Source organism: Allobosea sp. LC85 (genome assembly GCF_000735605.1).
Classification (GTDB): domain Bacteria; phylum Pseudomonadota; class Alphaproteobacteria; order Rhizobiales; family Beijerinckiaceae; genus Allobosea.
In genome coordinates this window covers 63,955-84,879 of the sequence record NZ_JPKG01000019.1, presented here as the reverse complement: position 1 = coordinate 84,879, position 20,925 = coordinate 63,955, and the positions used below count along the sequence as shown (strand labels likewise).

Genomic DNA, 20,925 nt, shown 5'->3' with positions numbered 1-20,925 from the left:
ATGGCAGGCGACTGGTCGGATCTGAGCAAGCGCGTGGCACGCGGTGTCGCCGAGGTACGGAAGGCCACCGGCTCGGAGCTGGTTGCCGAGAGCATGCCGGTGGCGCTGGCCGGGCGGGTGCCCGCCGGACCGGTGATCCAGCATCGCCGGCGGCGTGGCGACGACACCCACCGCTTCGTGCTGATTCTGCCCTTCGGCGAAGGCGAAGTAAGGGTCGAACTCGGCCCGCAGGATTATGCCGCGCTGACGCGCGAGATGGTGCGATTCTGGAACGAACAGGGCGAGGCCGCGATGCGTCCGCCTGCCCCGACGAAAGAGGATGACGTCTGATGGCTCACTGGCTGGTCAAATCCGAACCGTCCGCCTGGTCCTGGGACGACCAGGTCAGGGCCGGAGCCAAGGGCACGCATTGGGATGGCGTGAAGAATCACACGGCCAAGCTCAACCTGATGGCGATGAAGACGGGCGATCAGGTCTTCTTCTACCACTCGAACGAGGGGCTCGAGGTCGTCGGCATCGTCGAGGTCATCAAGGAGCACTATCTCGCGAACCCGGGCGAGCCTTGGGTCTATGTCGACTTCAAGGCGGTGAAGCCGCTGCCGAAGCCGGTGACCCTTGCTCAGGTGAAGGCCACGCCGGCACTCGCCAAGATGGCGCTGGTCACGTCCTTCCGCCTGTCGGTGCAGCCGGTGACCGACGATGAATGGGCGTTGGTGTGCAAGATGGGCGGGCTCTGAGCGCGCTGATTTTGGCTGTCTGCCTTCGTCGGCAGTTTCACTTACTCAGCGGTCACGATGGCGCCTCCTGGTAAGGCGAAACCTGCGTTTGCTGCCGCCGGACTGATTGTGCGTGGGGTCTTCCCGCCGCTGATGAGCCTTGTCATGATCGTCTGCGCGCTGATCCTCCTCGGCTATGGCCTTGGCCTTTACGGGCGCTTCGGGCCCGCGGCCTGCGTGCTTGTGGCGGCCGTAACCTCTGCGTCCCTGCTGGCGCTGGCGTCGCTCTGGTCGCGGACCTTCAGCAAGGGGCCGTTCGAGTGTTTCGTCGAGCGCATGGCAGGGCCGCGTCGGTTGCGGCAATGACGGCCAATATCGCACGATAGCGGGCAATCCGGCGCCTGGTCGACCTAACCGACCCTCGCCAAAAGTCTTTGAAACCAAAGTGCGAGGGCGCGTGGCTTGCCGCCGCTCTTTCGCGCTTTATGATGCGCGCAATTCGAAAGAAGCGGTCGTTATTTGCCGAGGAATCCGGCACTCATGCCATGAGCCGCGACGAAGATGGGCTGATTGCGGTCCAAGTCCGGGGAGAAGTCTTCTATGTCCGACAAGATCTATGACGTGCCGGCCGCCTGGGCCAAAAAGGCGTATCTGAACGACGCCAAATACAAGAAGATGTACGCGGCCTCGATCAAGGACCCCGACAAGTTCTGGGCCGAGCACGGCAAGCGGATCGACTGGTTCAAGCCGTTCAGCAAGGTGCGGAACGTCAGTTACAAGCCGGGCAAGGTCTCGATCAAATGGTATGAAGACGGTACCACCAACGTCTCCTACAACTGCGTCGACCGGCATCTGGCGACGCGCGCCAAGCAGACGGCCATCATTTGGGAAGGCGACGATCCGTCCGAATCCAAGAAGATCAGCTACGGCCAGCTCTATACCGAGGTCTGCAAGTTCGCGAACGTGCTGAAGGCGCAGGGCGTCAAGAAGGGCGACCGGGTCACGATCTACATGCCGATGATCCCCGAGGCGACCTATGCCATGCTCGCCTGCGCGCGGCTCGGCGCGGTGCATTCAATCGTCTTCGGCGGCTTCTCTCCGGATTCGCTGGCCGGGCGCATCGCCGATGCAACTTCGGATGTGGTGATCACGGCGGATGAAGGCCTGCGCGGCGGGCGCAAGGTGCCGCTCAAGGTCAATGTCGACGCGGCAGCCGAAAAGGCCCCGGTCAAGGCCGTGATCGTGGTCAAGCGCACCGGCGGCGATGTCGCGATGCAGGAGGGCCGCGACGTCTGGTATCACGAAGAGGCCGCCAAGGTCTCCGGGCATTGCCCACCGGTCGAGATGAAGTCCGAAGATCCGCTCTTCATCCTCTACACCTCGGGTTCGACGGGCAAGCCCAAAGGCGTTCTGCACACCACCGCCGGCTATCTCGTCTATGCCTCGATGACGCATCAATACGTCTTCGACTATCATGACGGCGACATCTACTGGTGCACGGCCGATGTCGGCTGGGTCACCGGGCACAGCTATATCGTGTACGGCCCGCTGGCGAATGGCGCGACGACGCTGATGTTCGAGGGCATCCCGACCTATCCGACGATCTCGCGCTTCTGGGAGGTCGTCGACAAGCACAAGGTCAGCATCTTCTACACCGCGCCGACTGCCATCCGCTCGCTGATGGGCGCCGGCGAGGAGCCGGTGAAGAAGACCAAGCGCAAGTCGCTGCGCCTGCTCGGCTCGGTCGGCGAGCCGATCAATCCGGAGGCCTGGGAGTGGTATCACCGTGTCGTCGGGGATGATCGCTGCCCGATCGTCGATACCTGGTGGCAGACCGAGACGGGCGGAATCCTGATCACGCCGCTGCCCGGTGCGACCAGGCTCAAGCCCGGATCGGCGACGCGGCCCTTCTTCGGCGTCAAGCCGGAGATCATCGATGCCGAGGGCAAGGTGCTGGAGGGTGCGACCGAAGGCAATCTGGTGATCGCAGAGAGCTGGCCTGGCCAGATGCGCACGGTCTATGGCGACCACAAGCGCTTCGAGGAAACCTATTTCGCCACCTATCCGAACAAGTACTTTACCGGCGACGGCTGCCGGCGCGACGCAGACGGCTACTACTGGATCACCGGCCGCGTCGACGACGTGATCAACGTGTCCGGCCACCGCATGGGCACGGCGGAGGTCGAGTCGGCACTGGTGGCGCATCCGAAGGTCTCGGAGGCTGCGGTGGTCGGCTATCCCCACGATATCAAGGGGCAGGGCATCTACGCCTATGTCACCCTGATGCAGGGAGAGGCATCGAGCGAGGCCCTGCGCAAGGAACTGGTCGCGCATGTGCGCAAGGAGATCGGCCCGATCGCCTCACCGGATCTGGTCCAGTTCGCGCCCGGCCTGCCGAAGACGCGGTCCGGCAAGATCATGCGCCGTATCCTGCGCAAGATCGCCGAAGACGAGTTCGGCGCGCTCGGCGACACGTCGACGCTGGCCGATCCGGCCGTGGTGGACGACCTGATTTCCAACCGCCAGAACAAGCGCAAGGCGGGCTGAGAGCAGTGACGCGCTCCGACGCCATGCCCGGCCTTGTGCCGGGCATGGCGCAGCGGGATGCTTCAGCGGGAAACGTTGATGGTCGGGACGAGACCGACCATGGCGGCTCAGTCAGCCTTCCCGGCGCTCTTGCGCTTGTTGGCGCCCGGCATCTTCCGTCCGTACAGTTCGAGCCTGTGGCGGACGATCTCATAGCCGAGTTCGGCCGCGATCTTGGCTTGCAGCACCTCGATCTCGGGCGACGAAAATTCGACGACCTGACCGGTCTCGACATCGATCAGATGATCATGGTGATGCTGGTCTGCGTGCTCATAGCGCGAAACGCCGTCCTCGAAGGCGTGGCGTTCGATCGCTCCTTGCGTCTCCAGCAGCTTCATCGTCCGATAGACCGTCGACAGTGACAGGGTCGGGTCATGCGCAAAGGCGCGCGTGAAGATGCCCTTGGCGTCGGGGTGGTCGTCGGCCTCGGCCAGCACGCGCAGAATCAGCCGGCGCTGCTGCGTCATCCGCAGTCCCGCCCGCCTGAGCTCCTCCTCGAAGAGGGCTACCCGTTTATCGATTCCCTTCATGCCAACGGGATAGCATGTTGAGACGCATTTGCAAAAGTTCGAGCTTATCGCAAATCGCTTGCAACTGCGTTGACAGATGCAAGTGATTTGCATTAGCGTGAGAGGATCGAGCCTGCAGCAGGAGAGATCATGCCTTCGCGTCGCCGCTTCACGAATCTGGCCGCCGCCATCGCCTTCGCGGCCGGTTTTGCAGCAACGGGTCAGGGGGTGCTGGCTCAGGCCGGCGCGTCCAGGCCGCTGCGCGTTGTCACGACCTTCACGGTGATCCAGGACATTGCGCAGAACGTCGCCGGCACCGCGGCGATCGTGGAATCGATCACCAAGCCCGGTGCCGAGATCCATGACTATCAGCCGACCCCGCTCGATGTGGTGAAGGCGCAATCGGCCGATCTCGTGCTCTGGAACGGCATGAATCTCGAGCGCTGGTTCGAGCGTTTCTTCGAGAACGTCAGGGATGTGAAGAGCGCGGTCGTGACCGAGGGCATCGTGCCGATGGGCATCAAGGAAGGGCCCTATGAGGGCAAGCCCAATCCGCATGCCTGGATGTCGACGGCGAGCGCGCTGATCTATGTCGAGAACATTCGAAAGGCGCTCGCGGCTGCTGATCCTGCGAATGCCGAGACCTATTCCAGGAACGCGAAGGCCTATTCCGAGCAGATCAGGGCGATCGACGCGCCGTTGCGGGCCCGGCTCGACAAGGTGCCGGAGGGCAGGCGCTGGCTCGTCTCCAGCGAAGGTGCCTTCAGCTACCTGACACGCGATTTTGGCTGGAGGGAGGCCTATCTCTGGCCGATCAATGCCGATGAACAGGGCACGCCGCAGCAGGTGCGGCGGCTGATCGACCTCGTGCGCAAGAACAAGATTCCCGCTGTCTTCAGCGAGAGCACGATCTCCGACAAGGCAGCCAGGCAGGTCGGACGCGAAACCGGCGCGGCCTATGGCGGCGTCCTCTATGTCGACTCGCTCTCCGCCGAGAACGGACCGGTGCCGACCTATCTGAAGCTGCTGGACGTCACCGTCGACACCATCGCGAAGGGTTTCGGGCAGTGAACATTCATGTGACCGCCCGGCCGGGCGAGCCTGGACCGCAACCCTCGATCACGGTCGAGGGTGTGACGGTGCGCTACAGCAACGGCGTGACAGCGGTGAACGATGCCTCCTTTGCCCTCGGCGCGGGCACGATCTGCGCGCTGGTCGGCATCAACGGCTCGGGCAAGTCGACCCTGTTCAAGACGCTCATGGGCTTTCTGAAGCCGGCCCATGGTCGCGTTGCCATTGCGGGGCTCGAGGTGCGGCAGGCGTTGAAGCGCGGGCTGGTCGCCTATGTGCCGCAGTCCGAGGAGGTCGACTGGAGCTTTCCGGTTCTCGTCGACGATGTCGTGATGATGGGGCGTTACGGTCATATGGGCCTGATGCGCATCGCTCGGCGCGCCGACAAGGAGGCGGTCGAGGAGGCGCTCGCGCGCGTCAACATGCTGGATTTCCGCCGCCGCCAGATCGGAGAACTCAGCGGCGGACAGCGCAAGCGCGTCTTCCTGGCGCGGGCGTTGGCGCAGGGCGGGCAGGTCATCCTGCTCGACGAGCCCTTCACCGGCGTCGACGTCAAAACCGAGGATGCGATCGTCGGGCTGATGCGGGAATTGCGGTCCGAAGGGCGGTTGATGCTGGTTTCGACTCATAATCTTGGCTCGATCCCGGATTTTTGCGACCAGGTCGTGATCTTCAACAAGACCGTGCTGGCGGCCGGACCGACCGCAACCACCTTCACGGAAGCCAATCTGCAGCGCGCCTTCGGCGGCGTGCTCCGACATTTCCGGCTAGGGGGCGCACAGCTCCACGACGATGCCGACGACCGGCGCGTCACCGTCCTGACCGACGACGAGCGTCCGCTCGTGCTCTACGGCGAGCGCGATCACGAGACGGTCGTCGGCGCCGGTAGGGATATGGCCCGGTGATCGACCTCCTGCTCGAACCCTTCGCCTACCAGTACATGGTCAAGGCCATATGGGTCTCGGCGCTGGTCGGTGGCGTCTGTGCCTTCCTGTCCTGCTATCTGATGCTCAAGGGCTGGTCGCTGATGGGCGACGCACTGGCGCATGCGATCGTGCCGGGCGTTGCGCTCGCCTATCTGCTGAAACTGCCCTATGCCGCCGGCGCCTTCCTCTCCGGTCTGCTGGCTGCGCTCGCCATGTCCCTGGTCCGGGTCCGCACGCAATTGCGGGAAGATGCGGTGATCGGCATCGTCTTCACCACCTTCTTCGCTGTCGGGCTGCTGATCGTCTCGATCAACCCGACTTCGGTGAATGTCCAATCGATCGTGCTCGGCAACATTCTGGGCATCTCCGACGAGGACGTCGTCCAGGTTGCGATCATCGCCTTCGTCTCTCTGGTGATCCTGGTCGCACGCTGGAAGGACCTGATGCTGGTCTTCTTCGACGAGAACCAGGCACGCAGCGTCGGCCTCTCGCCGACGCGCCTGAAGATCCTCTTCTTCGTGCTGCTCAGCGCCTGCACGGTCGCAGCCCTGCAGACGGTCGGCGCGTGCCTCGTGATCGCCATGGTGGTGACGCCGGGCGCCACGGCCTACCTGCTGACCGACCGCTTTGGCCGCCTGATCATCATCGCGGTCGCGATGGGTGTCGCGACCAGCGCGATCGGCGCCTATGCCAGCTACTTTCTCGATGGCTCGACCGGGGGGTTGATCGTCGTCTTCCAGACCGTGCTGTTTCTGCTCGCCTTTGTCTTCGCGCCGAAGCACGGTCGGCTCGCGGCGCGCCGCGCGGCCCGGGCCCTTCCGGAGCAAGCCGCATGAGCCTGATCGAAACCTGGTTCCTTTCGCCCTTCGCGCATGAGTTCATGCAACGGGGGCTGATTGTCGCGGTGCTGGTCGGCCTCGTCTGCGCCGTCCTGTCCTGCTTCCTCGTGCTCAAGGGCTGGTCGCTGATGGGTGACGCGGTCTCGCATGCGGTGCTGCCCGGCATCGTACTCGCCCATATCCTGAGCCTGCCGCTGGCGATCGGCGCCTTCGCTGCTGGCCTCGGCTGCGCACTCGGCATCGGCTATCTCAAGCAGAACAGCCGGGTGAAGGAGGACACTGTGATGGGCATCGTCTTCTCCGGCATGTTTGCGCTGGGGCTGGTGCTCTTCGTCAAAGTCGATAGCGACCAGCACCTGATGCACATCCTGTTCGGCAACATGCTCGGTGTGCGCTGGGCCGATATCGCGGAGACGGCGCTGATCGCGGTGCCGACCATCGCGATCATGCTGGCGAAGCGGCGCGATTTTCTGCTGGTCTCCTTCGACCCTGCGCATGCGCGTGCGATCGGCCTGCCGGTCGCAGCGCTGCATTTCGGCTTGCTGATTCTGTTGGCGCTGACGATCGTCGCGGCACTCACGGCGGTCGGCATCATCCTGGTCGTCGCGATGCTGATCGCGCCAGGCGCGATCGGCTACCTGATGACGCGCCAGTTCGACCGGATGCTCATGACGGCGGTCGGAGTTGCAACCGTATCGAGCGTCCTCGGCACTATCCTGAGCTTCCATCTCGATGCCGCAACCGGTCCATGCATCGTCGTGATCCAGGCCGGCTTCTTCCTTGCTGCGCTCACCCTCAATCTCTGGCGCGCCTCGCGACGCGCCAGCCTCAGCGTGAGCGTTTCACGGGTGCAATGACGCTTACGCCGCCCTGATCTGGTTTCTTGCCAGGTTAGGTATGATGTCGGCGAGGATCTCGTAGGATCGCTTGCGTGCGATGTGATCGTGGATCGGCGCGGTGACCATGACCTCGTCGGCCGCCGTCGCGTCGAGGAACGCATCGAGCTGGCGCTTCAGGCTTTCGCGCGAGCCGACGAGAGCATAGCGCAGCATCTGCGAGACATGTGCCTTCTCGGCAGGGGACCAGTCGCTTTCGATATCGTCGATCGGTGGCTGCAACTTGCCGCGCGTGCCGCGGATCATGCCGATGAAGCGCTGCTGGACAGAGGTGAAGAGATAGCGAGCCTCCTCATCCGTATCGGCGGCAATGACGTTGATGCCCGGCATCGCATAGGGCCGATCCAACTGCTCCGACGGCTTGAAGCGCTCGCGGTAGATCGCAAGCGCCTGAATCAGTGCATCCGGTGCGAAATGCGAGGCGAAGGCGTAGGGCAGGCCGAGTTCTGCAGCGAGCTGGGCGCCAAACAGGCTGGAGCCTAGGATCCAGAGCGGCACCTCCGTCCCGCCGCCCGGCACGGCCTGCACCACCTGCCCGGGCTGCACCGGGGCGAGGAAGGCCTGCACTTCGAGCACATCCTGCGGAAAGCTGTCCGAGGCCATCGGGTCGCGTCGCAGGGCCCGGACCGTGCGCTGGTCGGTACCCGGAGCACGACCGAGGCCGAGATCGATCCGGCCGGGATAGAGCGATTCCAGCGTTCCGAACTGCTCGGCAATGACGAGAGGCGCGTGGTTGGGCAGCATGATGCCGCCGGCGCCGAGGCGGATGGTCTTGGTTCCAGCCGCGAGATAACCGATCACCACCGCGGTTGCGGCGCTGGCGATGCCGACCATGTTGTGATGCTCGGCGACCCAATAGCGGCGATAACCGAGTGCCTCGGCGTGGCGGGCAAGGTCGAGAGAATTGCGCAGAGCGTCGCCGGGCTCCTGCCCCTCGATCACCGGTGAGAGGTCGAGGACAGAGAAATCAACCATGCAGCGCTCCTGCGTATCGTCGCCCGGCTCATCATGCCGCGCCCGTGGCAGATGGGAGTGCTGCCGGCTTGCGTCCAGCCTTTTCGCGATCTGGCATGGCGCCAATGCAGAAGCGTTCTGGCGAGAAGAGCCATCCGCGACGCGGCACACTGGACGACGGCCCGGAACGGCTCCAGAAGGGCGCAATCGATGCGGCGGAGTGAGATATGAAGCAGGAGATCAAGCAAATCTCGGCAGAGCTCCTGATCCGCAATGGCTATCAGGGCTTCCGCTTCCGTGACGTTGCGGACGTCCTCAACACGACGCGCGCGAACATCCACTACTACTATGGCAACAAGCTCAACCTCGCGGAGGAGGTGATTGTTGATTACGTCGAGCAGACGCTGGCGAACTGGGAGGCGAACTGGCGCAGCGACAAGAGCTTTGAAGACAAGATCCATGGGATGACGGAGTCGAACCGTCAGCGCTATCTCCGCTACAATCCGACGGCCACGACTGCCAATCCCTGGAGCCTGATCGGCCGGATGCGGCTGGAGCAGGACGTGATCGCCCCGAAGGCGCGCGAGGCGCTGGCCCAGTTCGGCGTGACGCTCGAGAATCTCGTGGTCGCCGGAATTGATCAGGCCGTGGCACGGGGCGAGCTTTCCAATGACATTCCACGCGGTGACATCGCACTGCAACTGGTCGCCATCGCCAACAGCGCCGGGCCGATCACGCAGGATGGCGGAAATTTCGACCGGCTGGAGCAGCTCTATCGCTCGTTCAGCCGGATCGTCCATCATGCCTACGGGATGAAGCGGGCGTGAGCACGGATATGGAACGCTAGCGGCGGCTTTTGCGTTTCGGTCTCATGTCACGTTCGGCGCCGTGACGATCAGAGATGCGAAACGGGGGATATCATGGCGAAGGCTGCGACCAAGATCAGCCCGGCGGCGCAGAGCCTGCGCAAGGAGCAGGCCGAGCAAAGACGAGCGAAGCGCAGGAAGGGCAAGGATGCCGATCTGAACGAAGCATTGGATGAGACGTTTCCGGCTAGCGATCCGGTCGCGCTGGAGAGCCCGACCAAAACCGGGCCAGCAACGCGAACCTGACCGGGCTTGCATACATTTCTGCCTGGAAGCCAAGCCTATCTTTAGAAGGCGTCAGAAGGCTTCGTCGCGGCTCTCTCGCTGCAGGAGAAAATTGCATACAAGATTTGACAAGTGTTGACGGCTTGCGGGAGCGCATCCCATAGTCGGCGGCCTTTGCCTTCAACGACAGCCGAGCCATGCCCCGCCCGACGCCTTCCACCGCCCTTGCGAAACTGCGTGTCCTCGATCTGTCGCGTGTTCGGGCCGGGCCGACCTGCGCACGCGTCTTTGCGGATTTCGGCGCGGATGTGATCAAGGTCGAAAGCCCGCCGGGGCTCGATCCGAACGAGAACATGAGCGGGGCGCGGCATGGCTATGACATGCAGAACCTGCACCGCAACAAGCGCTCGCTGACGCTGAACCTGAAGACCGTCGAGGGCAAAGCGATCCTGCTCAAGCTGATCGAGAGCGCCGATCTGCTGATCGAGAATTTCCGCCCGGACGTGAAGGGCAGGCTCGGGCTCGATTTCGACACGCTGCACAGGCTCAATCCGCGCCTGATCCTGGTCTCGGTCTCCGGATTCGGCCAAAGCGGTCCCTACCGGGCCCGCGCCGGCTTCGACCAGATCGCCCAGGGCATGGGTGGGATGATGTCGGTCACCGGCCTGCCGGGGCAGGGGCCGGTGCGCGCCGGAATCGCGGTCGCAGACTCGGCTGCGGGCCTTTATGGCGCCCTTGGCGCGCTGGTTGCGATCACCGAGCGCGAGACATCGGGGCTCGGCCAATGGGTCCAGACCTCCCTGCTCGAAGCCCAGATCGCGATGATGGATTTCCAGGCTGCGCGCTTCCTGGTCGAGGGTACGGTGCCGCCGCAGGCCGGGAACGATCACCCCTATTCGACGCCGATGGGGGTCTATGCGACGAGGAACGGCCATATCAATATCGGCGTCGGCGCCGAGGGACACTGGCGCTCCTTCTGCAAGGCGATCGGTCATCCCCAACTCGGCGACAACCCGGTCTATGACAGCATGGAAAAGCGCTACGACAAGCGCCCGGAATTGCGGGTCATCATCGAGAGCATCCTGACCCAGAAGGATTCGGCGCATTGGCTTGCCGCCTTCGAGGAGCATGCCGTTCCGGCCGGACCGATCTATGCCGTCGATGAGATGTTCGACGACCCTCAGGTGCAGCATCTCGGCATCGCGCAGCCGGTCAGTCATCCGATCCTCGGGGATTTCAGGGTGGTGGGCGAGCCGGTCGGATTGTCGCGGACGCCCGCCGGAGTGGTGTCGCCGACGCCGGAGGCAGGGGAGCACAATGCCGAGATCCTGGCCGAGCTCGGCTACGGCTCAGGCGCCGTCGCGCGCTTGCGCGAGGCCGGGGCGATCTGAAGGAGCAGCGGGTTGATGAACGACGAGATTCTCTACGATCTGAAGGACGGGGTCGGTACCATCACCCTCAACCGTCCGCAGGCCCGCAACGCGCTGACCTTCGGGATGTATGACCGCATCGCCGCGATCTGCGGTGACACCGAGGGCCATGGTTCGCCCAAGGTACTGGTCCTGACCGGGGCCGGCGACAAGGCCTTTGCCGCAGGCACCGACATCTCGCAGTTTCGCGCCTTCAACAAGCCAGAAGACGCTCTCAACTACGAGACGCGGATCGAGGAGATCATCACCACGATCGAGAGCTGCCCGATTCCGACGATCGCGGCGATCTCCGGCGCCGTGACCGGTGGCGGAGCTGCCATCGCCTGCGCCTGCGATCTCCGGGTCGCGACGCAGTCGGCTCGCTTCGGCTTCCCGATCGCGCGCACGCTCGGCAACTGCCTGTCGATGAACAACCTCGCCCGGCTCGCCTCGCTGCTCGGACCCGCACGGGTCAAGGACATGGTCTTCACGGCTCGGTTGATCGAGGCGGAAGAAGGCCACCGCGTCGGCCTCTATGGCGAACTGGTGGCCGATCATGCGGCTCTGCTCACGCGGGTCGAAGAGCTGGCGCAGACCATCGCGGGCCATGCGCCGCTGACGATGCGCGCCACCAAGGAGGGCTTGCGCCGGATTGCCGCAGCACGCGGCCATGCCGATGACAAGGACCTCGTCCTGATGTGCTACATGAGCGCCGACTTCCGTGAGGGCATGGAAGCCTTCCTGGCCAAGCGCGCGCCCAACTGGCAGGGGCAATAGGGGGCTGCCCGTCAGGGCGTCTCGTGCCCCTCATCGCCCTGCCGCGGTGTCGTCTCGGCGGCATGCCCGGCTCCCGGGTTTGCGGTGGCGAGGATGGCGGCGAGGCTATTGGCAAAATGGATCTCGATGAGCCGCGCCAGGCCCTCGCCGTCGCGGGAGACGAGGGCGGCGAGCATGGCATCATGCTCCTGCATCGCAGCCTTCCAGCGCGTGGGCTGGAGGTTTGGAAGGTATTTCGCGCGCTCGATGCGTGCGGACAATCCTTCCCAGGCTTCGAGCAGGGCCGCGTTGCGTGCGGCCTCGACTAGCGCCCGATGAATCTGCTGGTTAAGCGCGAAATACTCGAGCTGCTCGGCGCGAGCCTGGTGCCGCATCATCCGGTAATGCAGCATGCCGATCTCGGCGATGGCCTCGTCCGAAATGGTCTTGCAGGCGAGCCGCGCTGCCAGGGCTTCCAAGGTGCTGACGACCTCGTAGAGCCCCAGGATATCATCCAGGGTCAGGGAGGCGACTTCGGCGCCGCGATTCTGCGTCAGCCTCACCAATCCCTGCGCAGCCAATGTGCGCAACGCTTCCCGTAAAGGCGTGCGCGAGACGCCGAGCTGTTCGCAGATCTCCTGCTCCCGCAGCTTCTGTCCGGCCGGCAATTCGCCGGTGATGATCATCCGGCGCAGCGTCGCGACCGTCGCGCCATGCAGTCGCCCCTTGCGACCAGGCTGAGGGCTGCCGGTCTCCGGAGCCGGCGTCGGCGTCGTGGTCATGAGGCCTCGGGTCACGGGCGGAACCTCGCCCTCCGTCCCAGCACGTCTCGCAGGGCCCCTGATCTGTAGGCAAGGCAGCGAGCCCGAACAAGCGGGGCCGCACTGGCGGGCGGGGTCCTCGCCTGCTCAAAGGGGCGCGCGGGAAGTGTTCAGCCGTAGAGAAATTTCGGCAGCCAGAGCGCGATACCGGGAAAGACATAGACCAGCACCATCGCGAACAGCACGATCAGCAAATAGGGCATCACGCCGGAGAAGATCTCGTTGATGGTCACGTGCGGTGGAGCGATGCCCTTCAGATAGAAGGGCGCCATCGCCACCGGCGGAGAGAGGAACGAGGTCTGGATATTCAGCGCGATCAGGATGCCGAAGAACAGCGGATCGATATCGAAGAAGTGTAGCAGCGGCAGGAAGATCGGGACGAAGATCACGATGATCTCGGTCCATTCCAGCGGCCAGCCGAGCACGAAGATGATCAGCTGCGCGACGATCAGGAACATCGTCGGCGACAGGTTCAACGCCGTGACCAGATCCTTGATCGGTTCGTGCCCGCCGAGAATCGCGAAGATCGACGAGAAGATATAGGAGCCGACGAAGAGCCAGCAGACCATCGCCGAGGTACGTGCTGTCAGAATGACCGATTCCCTGACCTTGCCAAAGGAAAGCGAGCGATAGGCCGCGGCCAGGATCAGGCTGCCGAGCGAGCCGACTGCGGCCGCTTCGGTCGGCGTCGCGAGCCCGAAGAAGATCGCACCGAGCACGGACATGATCAGGATGGTCAGGGGGAAGAAGCTGGTCATCAGCGCCCAGATGACCGTGCTCCAGGGAACGTCCGTCTGTTCCTTCGGCAGCTTCGGCGCCAGCGTCGGATTGAGGGTGCAGCGGACGATGACATAGACCATGTAGAGGCCAGCCAGCAGCAGCCCCGGGAAGAGCGCGCCCGCATAGAGTTTCGGGACCGAGACGCCCGCGGTCGCGCCATAAAGGATCAGCATGACGCTCGGCGGAATCAGGATGCCGAGGCAGCCGCCGGCGCAGACGACGCCGGCCGAGAGCTTCACATCGTAGCCGGCGCGCAGCATGGCGGGGAAGGCGAGCAGTCCCATCAGCGTTACCACCGCCCCGACGATGCCGGTTGCGGTCGCGAAGATCGCGCAGGTCGCGAGCGTTGCGATGGCGAGTGAGCCGGGGACGTTGCCGAGCGCGATCTGGATCGAGTGAAACAGCCTGTCGAGGATGTTCGCGCGTTCGATGATGTAGCCCATGAAGATGAAGAGCGGGATCGAGACCAGCACGTCGCTGGCCATGACCGAATAGGCCCGCTGCACGACCAGCGCGAAGACATTGTCGCCCATCGCCCAGTAGCCGAAGCCGACGCCGAGAGCCATCAGCGTGAAGGCGATGGGGAAGCCGAGCATGATAAAGACGATGAACAGGACGAGCATGACCACGCCCAGTTCGGGATTGCCCAGTCCGAACATCAAATCGATTCCTCGCGGGTTGCGGCTTCCTCGAGGATGAGCTTCTCGGTCTCCTCGACATCATGCAGGCGCGGAGGCCATTCGCCGGTGCGCAGGCAGATGATGCAGCGCGCGACCTCGGCGAGCCCCTGGACGCACATCAGGACCCCGACGATCGGGATCAGCGACTTGAAGTGGTAGAGCGGCGGGCCGTTCGGCGAATTCGAGGAATGTTCACCGATCAACCAGGAGAAGGCTGCGAACTTGTATCCGGCCCAGGCCAGCGCAATGACGCCGGGGAAGAAAAACAGAAAATAGAGAGCCAGGTCGAGCCCGGCCTGGGTTCGCGGGGACCATTGGCGATAGAGGAAATCGCCACGCACATGGGCGTTGCGTGCGAGCGCGTAGGGCCCGGCCAGCATGAACAGAGTGCCATAAAGGATATAGCTGACGTCGAAAGCCCATTCGGTGGGCGCGCGCAGGACGTAGCGCGAGAAGACCTCGTAACTGATCGCCAGGGTCAGGATCAGGATCGTCCAGCCAGCAAGTTTTCCGATGGCGGTGTTGAACCTGTCGATCGCGAGGATGAGTCCCATCACGGTATCCGCGGCTCTCTGTGAGTCTTGCAGGCGCGAAAAGCGCCCGCCATCCGGTGGCGAATGGCGGGCGCTACGATGATGACAGAAATTCAGCCCCTGAAGAAATGCGTATAGGCCAGTTCACGCGAGGGCGTGTTGACGCGCTCATAGGCGACACTGCGCTTGACCCAGGCCTTTTGCGACTCGACCACCTTCTTGAAGAAGGCGTTCTCGGCCGAGAGCCTGTCGAGCACCTTGTCCCAGGCATCGAGCTGGGCCTTGAGGATCACCTCCGGGGTCGGCACGATGTTGACGCCCTTCGAGCGCAACATGTCGAGGTCCTTGGAGTAGCGGTCGAGCGCCTTCCAGATCATGTCGGACGAAGCTGCCTCCGCCGCATATTTGATGATCGCCTTCTGCTCGGGGGCGAGAGCATCGAACTTCGTCTTGTTGAAAATGATTTCGAAGCATTCGGCTGCTTGATGATAGCTCTGCAGCATGTAAACCTTGGCGACGTCCTGGAAGCCGAGGATCGAGTCGGAGGAGGGGTTGTTGAACTCCGCTCCGTCGATGACGCCACGCTCAAGCGCCGGCACGATCTCGCCGCCAGCCAGGATGGTCACCGCGGCGCCCATCTCCTTCATCAGATCGGCGGCGAGGCCGACTGTGCGATATTTCAGGCCCTTGAAATCGTCCGGGCTCTTGAGCTCCTTCTTGAACCAGCCGAGCGGCTGGCAGGGCATCGGCCCGCTGAGGAACCCTACCAGATTGAGCTTCAACGTCTGGCCGACCAGCTCGTTATAGAGCTCATAGCCGCCGCCATGGTTCATCCATCCCAGGAAGCTGGTTGCGTCCCAGCCGAGTGACGGAGGTGTGCCGAAGAGCGAGAAGGCCTTGTTCTTGCCGTACCAATAGGCGCAGACGCCATGTCCGCCATCGAGAATGCCGGCCGCGACCGCGTCCTGCATCTGGAAGGCGGGGACGACTGCGCCGGCCGCGAGCACGTCCAGTTTCAGTCGGCCGCCGGACATCTCATTGACGCGCTTGGCAAAATCGCCGGCGAATTCATGGAAGATGTCCTTGGTTGGCCAGGTCGACTGGAACTTCCAGGTCACCGTCTGTGCGCGGCTGACCTGGGGCATGGCGATGGCGCCTACGCTGCCGAGCGCGGCGACCTTGAGGAAATTACGACGGCTGGAGCTTGGTTTGCTGGACTCGGAAGTCATGGTTTGTCTCCCTTGGGTGCTCCGCCATGTATCTGGCGTGTCGTTATTTCGGCCTTCTGGCCGCGATATAGCAGACTTGCTGTATTCAATTGCCGTTGCAAGCGACAAGATTAATACTAAAGTCGTATAATATCGCTCGGCTCATCCTTCGCGAATGCACAAGCTCAAGATGAGACAGTGCCGCATCGACGGCAAAAGGCGGCGCCCAGCTGCAGTGGCAGGGCAGGGCGCGGCATCGAGCGTCTGTGCGCTCGAAATGGCGATAAACGCCAGTTTCCCGAATGTTACCCTGCGTCGGTGCGCCGGGCCAGAGTCATGGCGCCGCAGGGCAGCTCCGCCTATTGCGATGCAATGACGGCTTGCGATTGCCCTTCGCACTGAAGGAGGAGCATTGCAGAATCGGAAAAAATGAGGCGCGTCATAACGCGCCTCATTCCTGAATCACGACTGGGGGTCGAAACCATTCAGCCCGAGGCGGGCGAAGGCACGTTTCAGCGGCGGCCTTTGCCGGCGGCGCGCATCTGCATGTACTGGACGGCCTCGAGCAGAACCTTGCGGGGGCGCTCGGCGTCGCGCTTGGCCTGTTCGGCCTTGCGGGCGGCCTCACGCACCAGTTCGGCCTGACGCTCGGCTTCCTCCTGGGCGGCGCGCTCGATCGCCGCGAGACGCTCGGCCTCGACGCGGGCAGCGGCCTTCTCGGCGTCGCGGACAGCGCGCGCATCGGCAATGGCCTGGCGCTCCGCGCGGCGCTGCTGCATGATCGGGTCATCGGCCTTCGGCCGTGCCTGGAAACGCTCTAGCAGCGCCTTCTTGGCATTGGCGGAGTTGGCCTGACGATCAGTGAAGCTGCGGTCGTTCGGGTTCTTCAAGGTCTACCTTCTTGGGTTGAGCGGGCTCTACTCGCGAGCCCGCGGAGGCAATAATCCAGAACTCGCCGGATGTGTATTGTAATCAGCGCGCAGGCGCTGCGCCTGCGGCGCGGGTCGGCTTCGCCTTGGGCTTCGGCGCGGCGATGAGGCCTTCGCGCTGAGCCAGCTTGCGAGCGGCCTTGCGGGCGCGGCGAACGGCATCGGCCTTTTCGCGAGCGCGCTGCTCGGATGGCTTCTCATAAGCTGAGCGGCGCTTCATCTCACGAAAAACGCCTTCGCGCTGCAATTTCTTCTTAAGCACTCGCAGCGCCTGATCGACGTTATTGTCGCGGACGAGAACCTGCATCCTGGTTTCCTTCATTCGAAATACGAAAACACCCCGCTGAACCCGGGCCCGAGATCCAGCGAAATCTTCGTAGCATCATGTTGAAGCGCACCAGAAGGCCGCGCGCCGGTTGTTCGATCTGAGCGGGGAAGGTCGTCGGCGGGCACATTGACATGCGCGGGACCGCGGCGTTCGGCCGAATATCGACGGCCGCCATATGGCCTCTCGAACGGTGAATGTCAATGCAATTGCCAGGCTTCACGCAGGCTTTTGCATGGGCATGCATAGCCGAACGGGCGGTGGTGCGCTTTACAAGTGTCAGGTTTTCGCCAACAGGCAATTCTCGCTTCCGTTACTCGATCCGGGTCTTCTCCGTGAACACGCCGTCGCTGAGTCAATTCCGCCGTATCGTGGTGAAGGTCGGCTCGGCCCTTCTGGTCGACCGTGAGCGTGGCCGGTTGCGCCAGGCCTGGCTCGCCGCGCTCGCCGAGGACCTCGCCGAACTGCACTTGCGCGGCGCCGATGTGCTTGTCGTCTCGTCGGGAGCGATCGCGCTCGGCCGTACCGTGCTGGGACTTCCGAGCGGCCCGCTGCGCCTGGAGGAAAGCCAGGCGGCCGCGGCCGTCGGGCAGATCGCGCTGGCGCGGACTTGGTCCGAGGCCCTGGGGCATCACGGGCTGACGGCCGGGCAGATCCTGCTGACCCTGGCCGATACCGAGGAGCGCCGCCGCTATCTCAATGCGCGCGCCACGCTTGGGCGCCTGCTCGATCTGCGCGCGATTCCGGTGATCAACGAGAATGATACCGTCGCGACGACCGAAATCCGCTATGGCGACAATGACCGCCTCGCCGCCCGCGTCGCGACGATGGCGGGCGCCGACCTGCTGGTACTGTTCTCGGATATCGATGGGCTCTACACGGCGCCCCCGGCGCGGGATCCGGCTGCGCGCCATATCCCGCTGGTCGAGCGGATCACGCCGGAGATCGAGGCCATGGCCGGCGGAGCGGCGTCCGAGCTCTCCCGCGGTGGCATGCGCACCAAGATCGAGGCGGGCAAGATCGCCGCGGCTGGCGGCACCCATATGCTGATCGCGGATGGGCGGACGAAGAATCCGCTCAGCGCGATCGTGGCTGGCGGGCGCTGCAGCTGGTTTCTTTCGGCTTCGAATCCCGCAACGGCGCGCAAGACCTGGATTGCCGGCTCGCTCGAGCCGCGCGGCACGCTGCATGTCGACGCAGGTGCTGCTCGTGCCTTGCGCGGCGGAGCGAGCCTGCTGCCTGTCGGGGTCAGCCGGATCGAGGGCGAGTTCGCGCGTGGCGATGCCGTGCTCATTCGCGATCCGGATGGGCGCGTGCTCGGTCGCGGGCTGGTGGCTTATGATGCGGCGGAGGCGGGGCTCGTGCTCGGCAAGGCCTCGCGCGATATCGAGGCCATCCTCGGCTATCCCGGGCGCGCCGAGATGATCCACCGTGACGACATGGCGCTCGGCGTCGGCTAAGGTCGCCGGGCTAAGGAAACGGGTGAGTTGACAATGACTGGCGAAGGCGCGCTGCGCGTGGTCTCTGCAAGTGACGGCCAAGAGGATCTCGGCACGGTCATGCATGCGCTCGGCCGGCGGGCCCGTGCCGCCGCACGGCTCGTCGCGCTTGCGTCGGCCGAGCAGCGCAATGCAGCGCTGATGGCGATGGCTGGGGCCCTGCGCGAGCGCGCGCCGGCGATCCTTGCCGCCAATGCGCGCGACCTCGACGAGGCGCGAGGCGCGGGCCAGAACGCCGCCTTCATCGACCGTCTCATGCTGGACGAGGCCCGGCTCGCGGCGGTTGCCGAAGCGGTTGCGAATATCGCCTTGCTACCCGACCCCGTCGGTCGGGTGCTCGCCAGCTGGACTCAACCCAATGGCCTTGCCTTCGAGCGCGTGGCGACGCCGCTTGGCGTCATCGCGGTGATCTTCGAGAGCCGCCCGAATGTCACCGCCGATGCCGGCGCACTCTGCCTGAAGAGCGGCAATGCCGCGATCCTGCGCGCGGGCTCGGATAGCTTTCGCACCTCGACCGAGATCGCTGTTGCGCTCCGCCAGGGACTGGAGGCTGCCGGATTGCCGGGCGATGCGATCCAGCTGGTGCCGACGCGCGATCGCGCAGCCGTCGGCGAGATTCTGGCGGGGCTCGGCGGCACCGTCGACGTCGTCGTGCCGCGCGGCGGCAAGAGCCTGGTCGCCCGTGTCCAGAGCGATGCGCGCGTGCCGGTCTTCGCGCATCTCGACGGCAACTGCCACGTCTATATCCATGCTGCCGCCGATCTCGACATGGCCAAGGCGCTCGTGCTGAACGCGAAATTGCGCCGCACCGGCGTCTGCGGTGCGGCCGAGAGCCTGCTGGTCGACGCCGCTTGCGCAGCGACCCATTTGCAGCCGCTCCTCAGGATGCTGGTCGAGGCCGGCTGCGCGGTTCGCGGCGATGTCGCTGCACAGGCCGCCAATCCGCAGGTGACGCCCGCAACAGAGGCGGACTGGGCGACCGAATATCTGGACCGTATCATCGCGGTGAAGGTGGTCGACGGGCTCGATGCGGCGATCGCGCATATCGAACGCTACGGCTCGCACCATACGGATGCAATCGTGACCGCTGACGACACGGCGGCGCAGCGCTTCCTGGCCGAAGTCGACTCGGCCATCGTCGTCCATAATGCCTCCACCCAGTTCGCCGATGGCGGCGAGTTCGGCTTCGGCGCCGAGATCGGCATCGCGACGGGGCGCATGCATGCGCGCGGGCCGGTCGGTGTCGAGCAGCTCTGCTCCTTCAAATACCGGGTTCATGGCAGCGGCCAGATCCGGCCGTGAGGGCAGAGGATCTGCGCCTGCCGCCCCACGCGCCGGGCCTTCGGATCGGGCTGTTCGGCGGGAGCTTCAACCCGGCGCATGACGGTCACCGCATGGCGAGCCTGACGGCGCTGCGCCGGCTGCAGCTCGACCGCGTCTGGTGGCTTGTCAGCCCGGGCAATCCGCTCAAGGACAACGCGGCGCTGCCATCGCTCGGCGAACGCATCGCGACGGCGCAAGAGCTTGCCGATCACGCCCGCATCCATGTCACCGGAATCGAGGCGAGCCTGCGCACCCGCTATACCGCCGATACCCTGCGCGCGCTCAAGCTGCGCTGTCCCGGCGTCCGCTTCGTCTGGATCATGGGTTCCGACAATCTTGCGGGTTTTCACCGCTGGAACGAGTGGCGAGCCATTGCCCGGATGATGCCGATCGCCGTGATCGACCGCCCGGGATCGACGCATCGCGCGGTGGCTTCGCCGGCTGCCAACTGGTTGTCGCGCTGGCGGGTTTCCGAGAATGCGGCCGCCGCCCTGCCGCTGCTGGAGCCCCCCGCCTGGGTGTTCCTGCATGGCCGGCGCTCGGAGCTGTCCTCGACCTATTTGCGCGAGTTGGCTGGTCGCGATTGAATTTCGACCTCATATCGCTTAATTTGGGATCGTCGCGCTGAGAGCGCGTCGTCATGTGAGGATACGGAACTGAACCGTCAAACCCTTGGTGAAGCCGAGCCGAAGCCGCTTCCCCAGGCTGCTGTCCCCGGAAACCCGTCCGCCGACAGCGTGGCCCTCGCAATCCATGTTCTCGAAGATATGAAGGCCGAGGACATCACCGTCATCGACCTGGTTGGCAAGACCTCGCTGGCTGATGCGATGATCATCGCGTCGGGACGCGTGAATCGTCATGTCGCCTCGATCGCCGACAGCCTCGTCGAGGCCATCAAGAAGGCGGGGCTGCCGACGCCGAAAGTCGAGGGCATGCCTGCGTGCGACTGGGTGCTGATCGATACGGGCGATCTCATCGTCCATGTCTTCCGGCCGGAAGTGCGCCAATTCTACAATCTGGAAAAGATGTGGGGCGCCGACCGCCCGAATGAGCGGCTCGTCGGCTGATCCTGAT

Annotated in this window: 24 protein-coding genes; 16 read left to right on the top strand and 8 right to left on the bottom strand. The window is 64.3% G+C overall.

The window, feature by feature from the left end; all coding sequences use genetic code 11:
* The 4 genes from FG93_RS09275 (at position 1) to acs (ending at position 3,263) form a co-directional block, all read left to right on the top strand.
* Positions 1-330, top strand: coding sequence for a hypothetical protein (locus tag FG93_RS09275; protein ID WP_043233867.1), 330 nt, complete (start codon positions 1-3; stop codon positions 328-330).
* A complete protein-coding gene (locus FG93_RS09270) occupies positions 330-737 on the top strand; it encodes an EVE domain-containing protein (protein WP_043233866.1) in 408 nt (135 codons plus the stop codon). The genes FG93_RS09275 and FG93_RS09270 overlap by 1 nt, the downstream gene beginning before the upstream one ends.
* Before the next feature lie 57 nt (positions 738-794).
* Positions 795-1,082: a DUF418 domain-containing protein gene (locus tag FG93_RS09265; protein ID WP_043233864.1), complete on the top strand. Its 288-nt coding sequence runs from the start codon at positions 795-797 to the stop codon at positions 1,080-1,082.
* 234 nt (positions 1,083-1,316) lie between these two features.
* Positions 1,317-3,263 (top strand): acetate--CoA ligase, encoded by a 1,947-nt coding sequence (acs, locus tag FG93_RS09260; RefSeq protein WP_043233863.1) that lies wholly within the window; start codon positions 1,317-1,319, stop codon positions 3,261-3,263.
* 107 nt (positions 3,264-3,370) lie between these two features.
* On the opposite strand, the gene FG93_RS09255 is transcribed toward acs, so the two are convergent.
* A complete protein-coding gene (locus FG93_RS09255) occupies positions 3,371-3,832 on the bottom strand; it encodes a Fur family transcriptional regulator (protein WP_200878089.1) in 462 nt (153 codons plus the stop codon).
* A gap of 129 nt (positions 3,833-3,961) precedes the next feature.
* Here FG93_RS09255 and FG93_RS09250 point away from each other — a divergent pair, with 129 nt between their 5' ends.
* Genes FG93_RS09250 through FG93_RS09235 form a run of 4 tightly spaced genes read left to right on the top strand, consistent with a single transcriptional unit; the run spans position 3,962 to position 7,504 of the window.
* Positions 3,962-4,882: a metal ABC transporter substrate-binding protein gene (locus FG93_RS09250; RefSeq protein ID WP_052513543.1), complete on the top strand. Its 921-nt coding sequence runs from the start codon at positions 3,962-3,964 to the stop codon at positions 4,880-4,882.
* A gap of 8 nt (positions 4,883-4,890) precedes the next feature.
* A complete protein-coding gene (locus tag FG93_RS09245) occupies positions 4,891-5,787 on the top strand; it encodes a manganese/iron ABC transporter ATP-binding protein (RefSeq protein WP_152579381.1) in 897 nt (298 codons plus the stop codon).
* A complete protein-coding gene (locus tag FG93_RS09240) occupies positions 5,784-6,644 on the top strand; it encodes a metal ABC transporter permease (RefSeq protein ID WP_043233862.1) in 861 nt (286 codons plus the stop codon). The genes FG93_RS09245 and FG93_RS09240 overlap by 4 nt, the downstream gene beginning before the upstream one ends.
* The gene (locus FG93_RS09235) at positions 6,641-7,504 is read left to right on the top strand and encodes a metal ABC transporter permease (protein WP_043233860.1); all 864 of its coding nucleotides are present in this window, start codon (positions 6,641-6,643) and stop codon (positions 7,502-7,504) included. Before FG93_RS09240 ends, FG93_RS09235 begins: the two co-directional genes overlap by 4 nt.
* Positions 7,505-7,507: 3 nt before the next feature.
* Here FG93_RS09235 and FG93_RS09230 read toward each other — a convergent pair whose 3' ends face one another.
* Entirely contained in the window at positions 7,508-8,518 is a 1,011-nt protein-coding gene (locus tag FG93_RS09230; RefSeq protein ID WP_043234038.1) for an LLM class flavin-dependent oxidoreductase, read from the bottom strand.
* Between the two features lie 206 nt (positions 8,519-8,724).
* On the opposite strand from FG93_RS09230, the gene FG93_RS09225 reads away from it, so the two are divergent.
* The 4 genes from FG93_RS09225 to FG93_RS09210 all read left to right on the top strand — a co-directional run bounded on the left by FG93_RS09225 (position 8,725) and on the right by FG93_RS09210 (position 11,774).
* A complete protein-coding gene (locus FG93_RS09225; RefSeq protein WP_043233859.1) occupies positions 8,725-9,324 on the top strand; it encodes a TetR/AcrR family transcriptional regulator in 600 nt (199 codons plus the stop codon).
* A 93-nt stretch (positions 9,325-9,417) separates the two neighbouring features.
* A complete protein-coding gene (locus FG93_RS09220; protein WP_043233857.1) occupies positions 9,418-9,609 on the top strand; it encodes a hypothetical protein in 192 nt (63 codons plus the stop codon).
* A gap of 176 nt (positions 9,610-9,785) precedes the next feature.
* Positions 9,786-10,979, top strand: a complete 1,194-nt coding sequence (locus FG93_RS09215; protein ID WP_043233856.1) for a CaiB/BaiF CoA-transferase family protein — start codon at positions 9,786-9,788, stop codon at positions 10,977-10,979.
* Positions 10,980-10,994: 15 nt separating this feature from the next.
* Positions 10,995-11,774: an enoyl-CoA hydratase/isomerase family protein gene (locus tag FG93_RS09210; RefSeq protein WP_043233855.1), complete on the top strand. Its 780-nt coding sequence runs from the start codon at positions 10,995-10,997 to the stop codon at positions 11,772-11,774.
* Between the two features lie 11 nt (positions 11,775-11,785).
* Here FG93_RS09210 and FG93_RS09205 read toward each other — a convergent pair whose 3' ends face one another.
* The 6 genes from FG93_RS09205 to rpsU form a co-directional block, all read right to left on the bottom strand.
* Entirely contained in the window at positions 11,786-12,535 is a 750-nt protein-coding gene (locus FG93_RS09205; protein WP_052513541.1) for a GntR family transcriptional regulator, read from the bottom strand.
* 149 nt (positions 12,536-12,684) lie between these two features.
* Entirely contained in the window at positions 12,685-14,013 is a 1,329-nt protein-coding gene (locus tag FG93_RS09200; protein WP_043233854.1) for a TRAP transporter large permease subunit, read from the bottom strand.
* Positions 14,013-14,588: a TRAP transporter small permease subunit gene (locus FG93_RS09195; protein ID WP_043233852.1), complete on the bottom strand. Its 576-nt coding sequence runs from the start codon at positions 14,586-14,588 to the stop codon at positions 14,013-14,015. The genes FG93_RS09200 and FG93_RS09195 overlap by 1 nt, the downstream gene beginning before the upstream one ends.
* Positions 14,589-14,680: 92 nt before the next feature.
* A complete protein-coding gene (locus FG93_RS09190; RefSeq protein ID WP_043233849.1) occupies positions 14,681-15,796 on the bottom strand; it encodes a TRAP transporter substrate-binding protein in 1,116 nt (371 codons plus the stop codon).
* Positions 15,797-16,287: 491 nt separating this feature from the next.
* A complete protein-coding gene (locus FG93_RS09185; protein ID WP_244448542.1) occupies positions 16,288-16,665 on the bottom strand; it encodes a DUF6481 family protein in 378 nt (125 codons plus the stop codon).
* 82 nt (positions 16,666-16,747) lie between these two features.
* Positions 16,748-17,011 (bottom strand): 30S ribosomal protein S21, encoded by a 264-nt coding sequence (gene rpsU / locus FG93_RS09180; protein ID WP_043234034.1) that lies wholly within the window; start codon positions 17,009-17,011, stop codon positions 16,748-16,750.
* A gap of 353 nt (positions 17,012-17,364) precedes the next feature.
* On the opposite strand from rpsU, the gene proB reads away from it, so the two are divergent.
* From proB to rsfS, 4 genes are all read left to right on the top strand, one after another.
* The gene (gene proB, locus FG93_RS09175) at positions 17,365-18,489 is read left to right on the top strand and encodes a glutamate 5-kinase (protein ID WP_043233848.1); all 1,125 of its coding nucleotides are present in this window, start codon (positions 17,365-17,367) and stop codon (positions 18,487-18,489) included.
* Positions 18,490-18,588: 99 nt separating this feature from the next.
* Entirely contained in the window at positions 18,589-19,830 is a 1,242-nt protein-coding gene (locus tag FG93_RS09170) for a glutamate-5-semialdehyde dehydrogenase (protein WP_052513583.1), read from the top strand.
* Complete coding sequence (locus FG93_RS09165) at positions 19,827-20,438, top strand: nicotinate-nucleotide adenylyltransferase (RefSeq protein ID WP_043233847.1); 612 nt, start codon at positions 19,827-19,829, stop codon at positions 20,436-20,438. The genes FG93_RS09170 and FG93_RS09165 overlap by 4 nt, the downstream gene beginning before the upstream one ends.
* 150 nt (positions 20,439-20,588) lie before the next feature.
* Positions 20,589-20,918, top strand: coding sequence for a ribosome silencing factor (gene rsfS / locus FG93_RS09160; RefSeq protein WP_074471540.1), 330 nt, complete (start codon positions 20,589-20,591; stop codon positions 20,916-20,918).
* Positions 20,919-20,925: the final 7 nt, after the last annotated feature.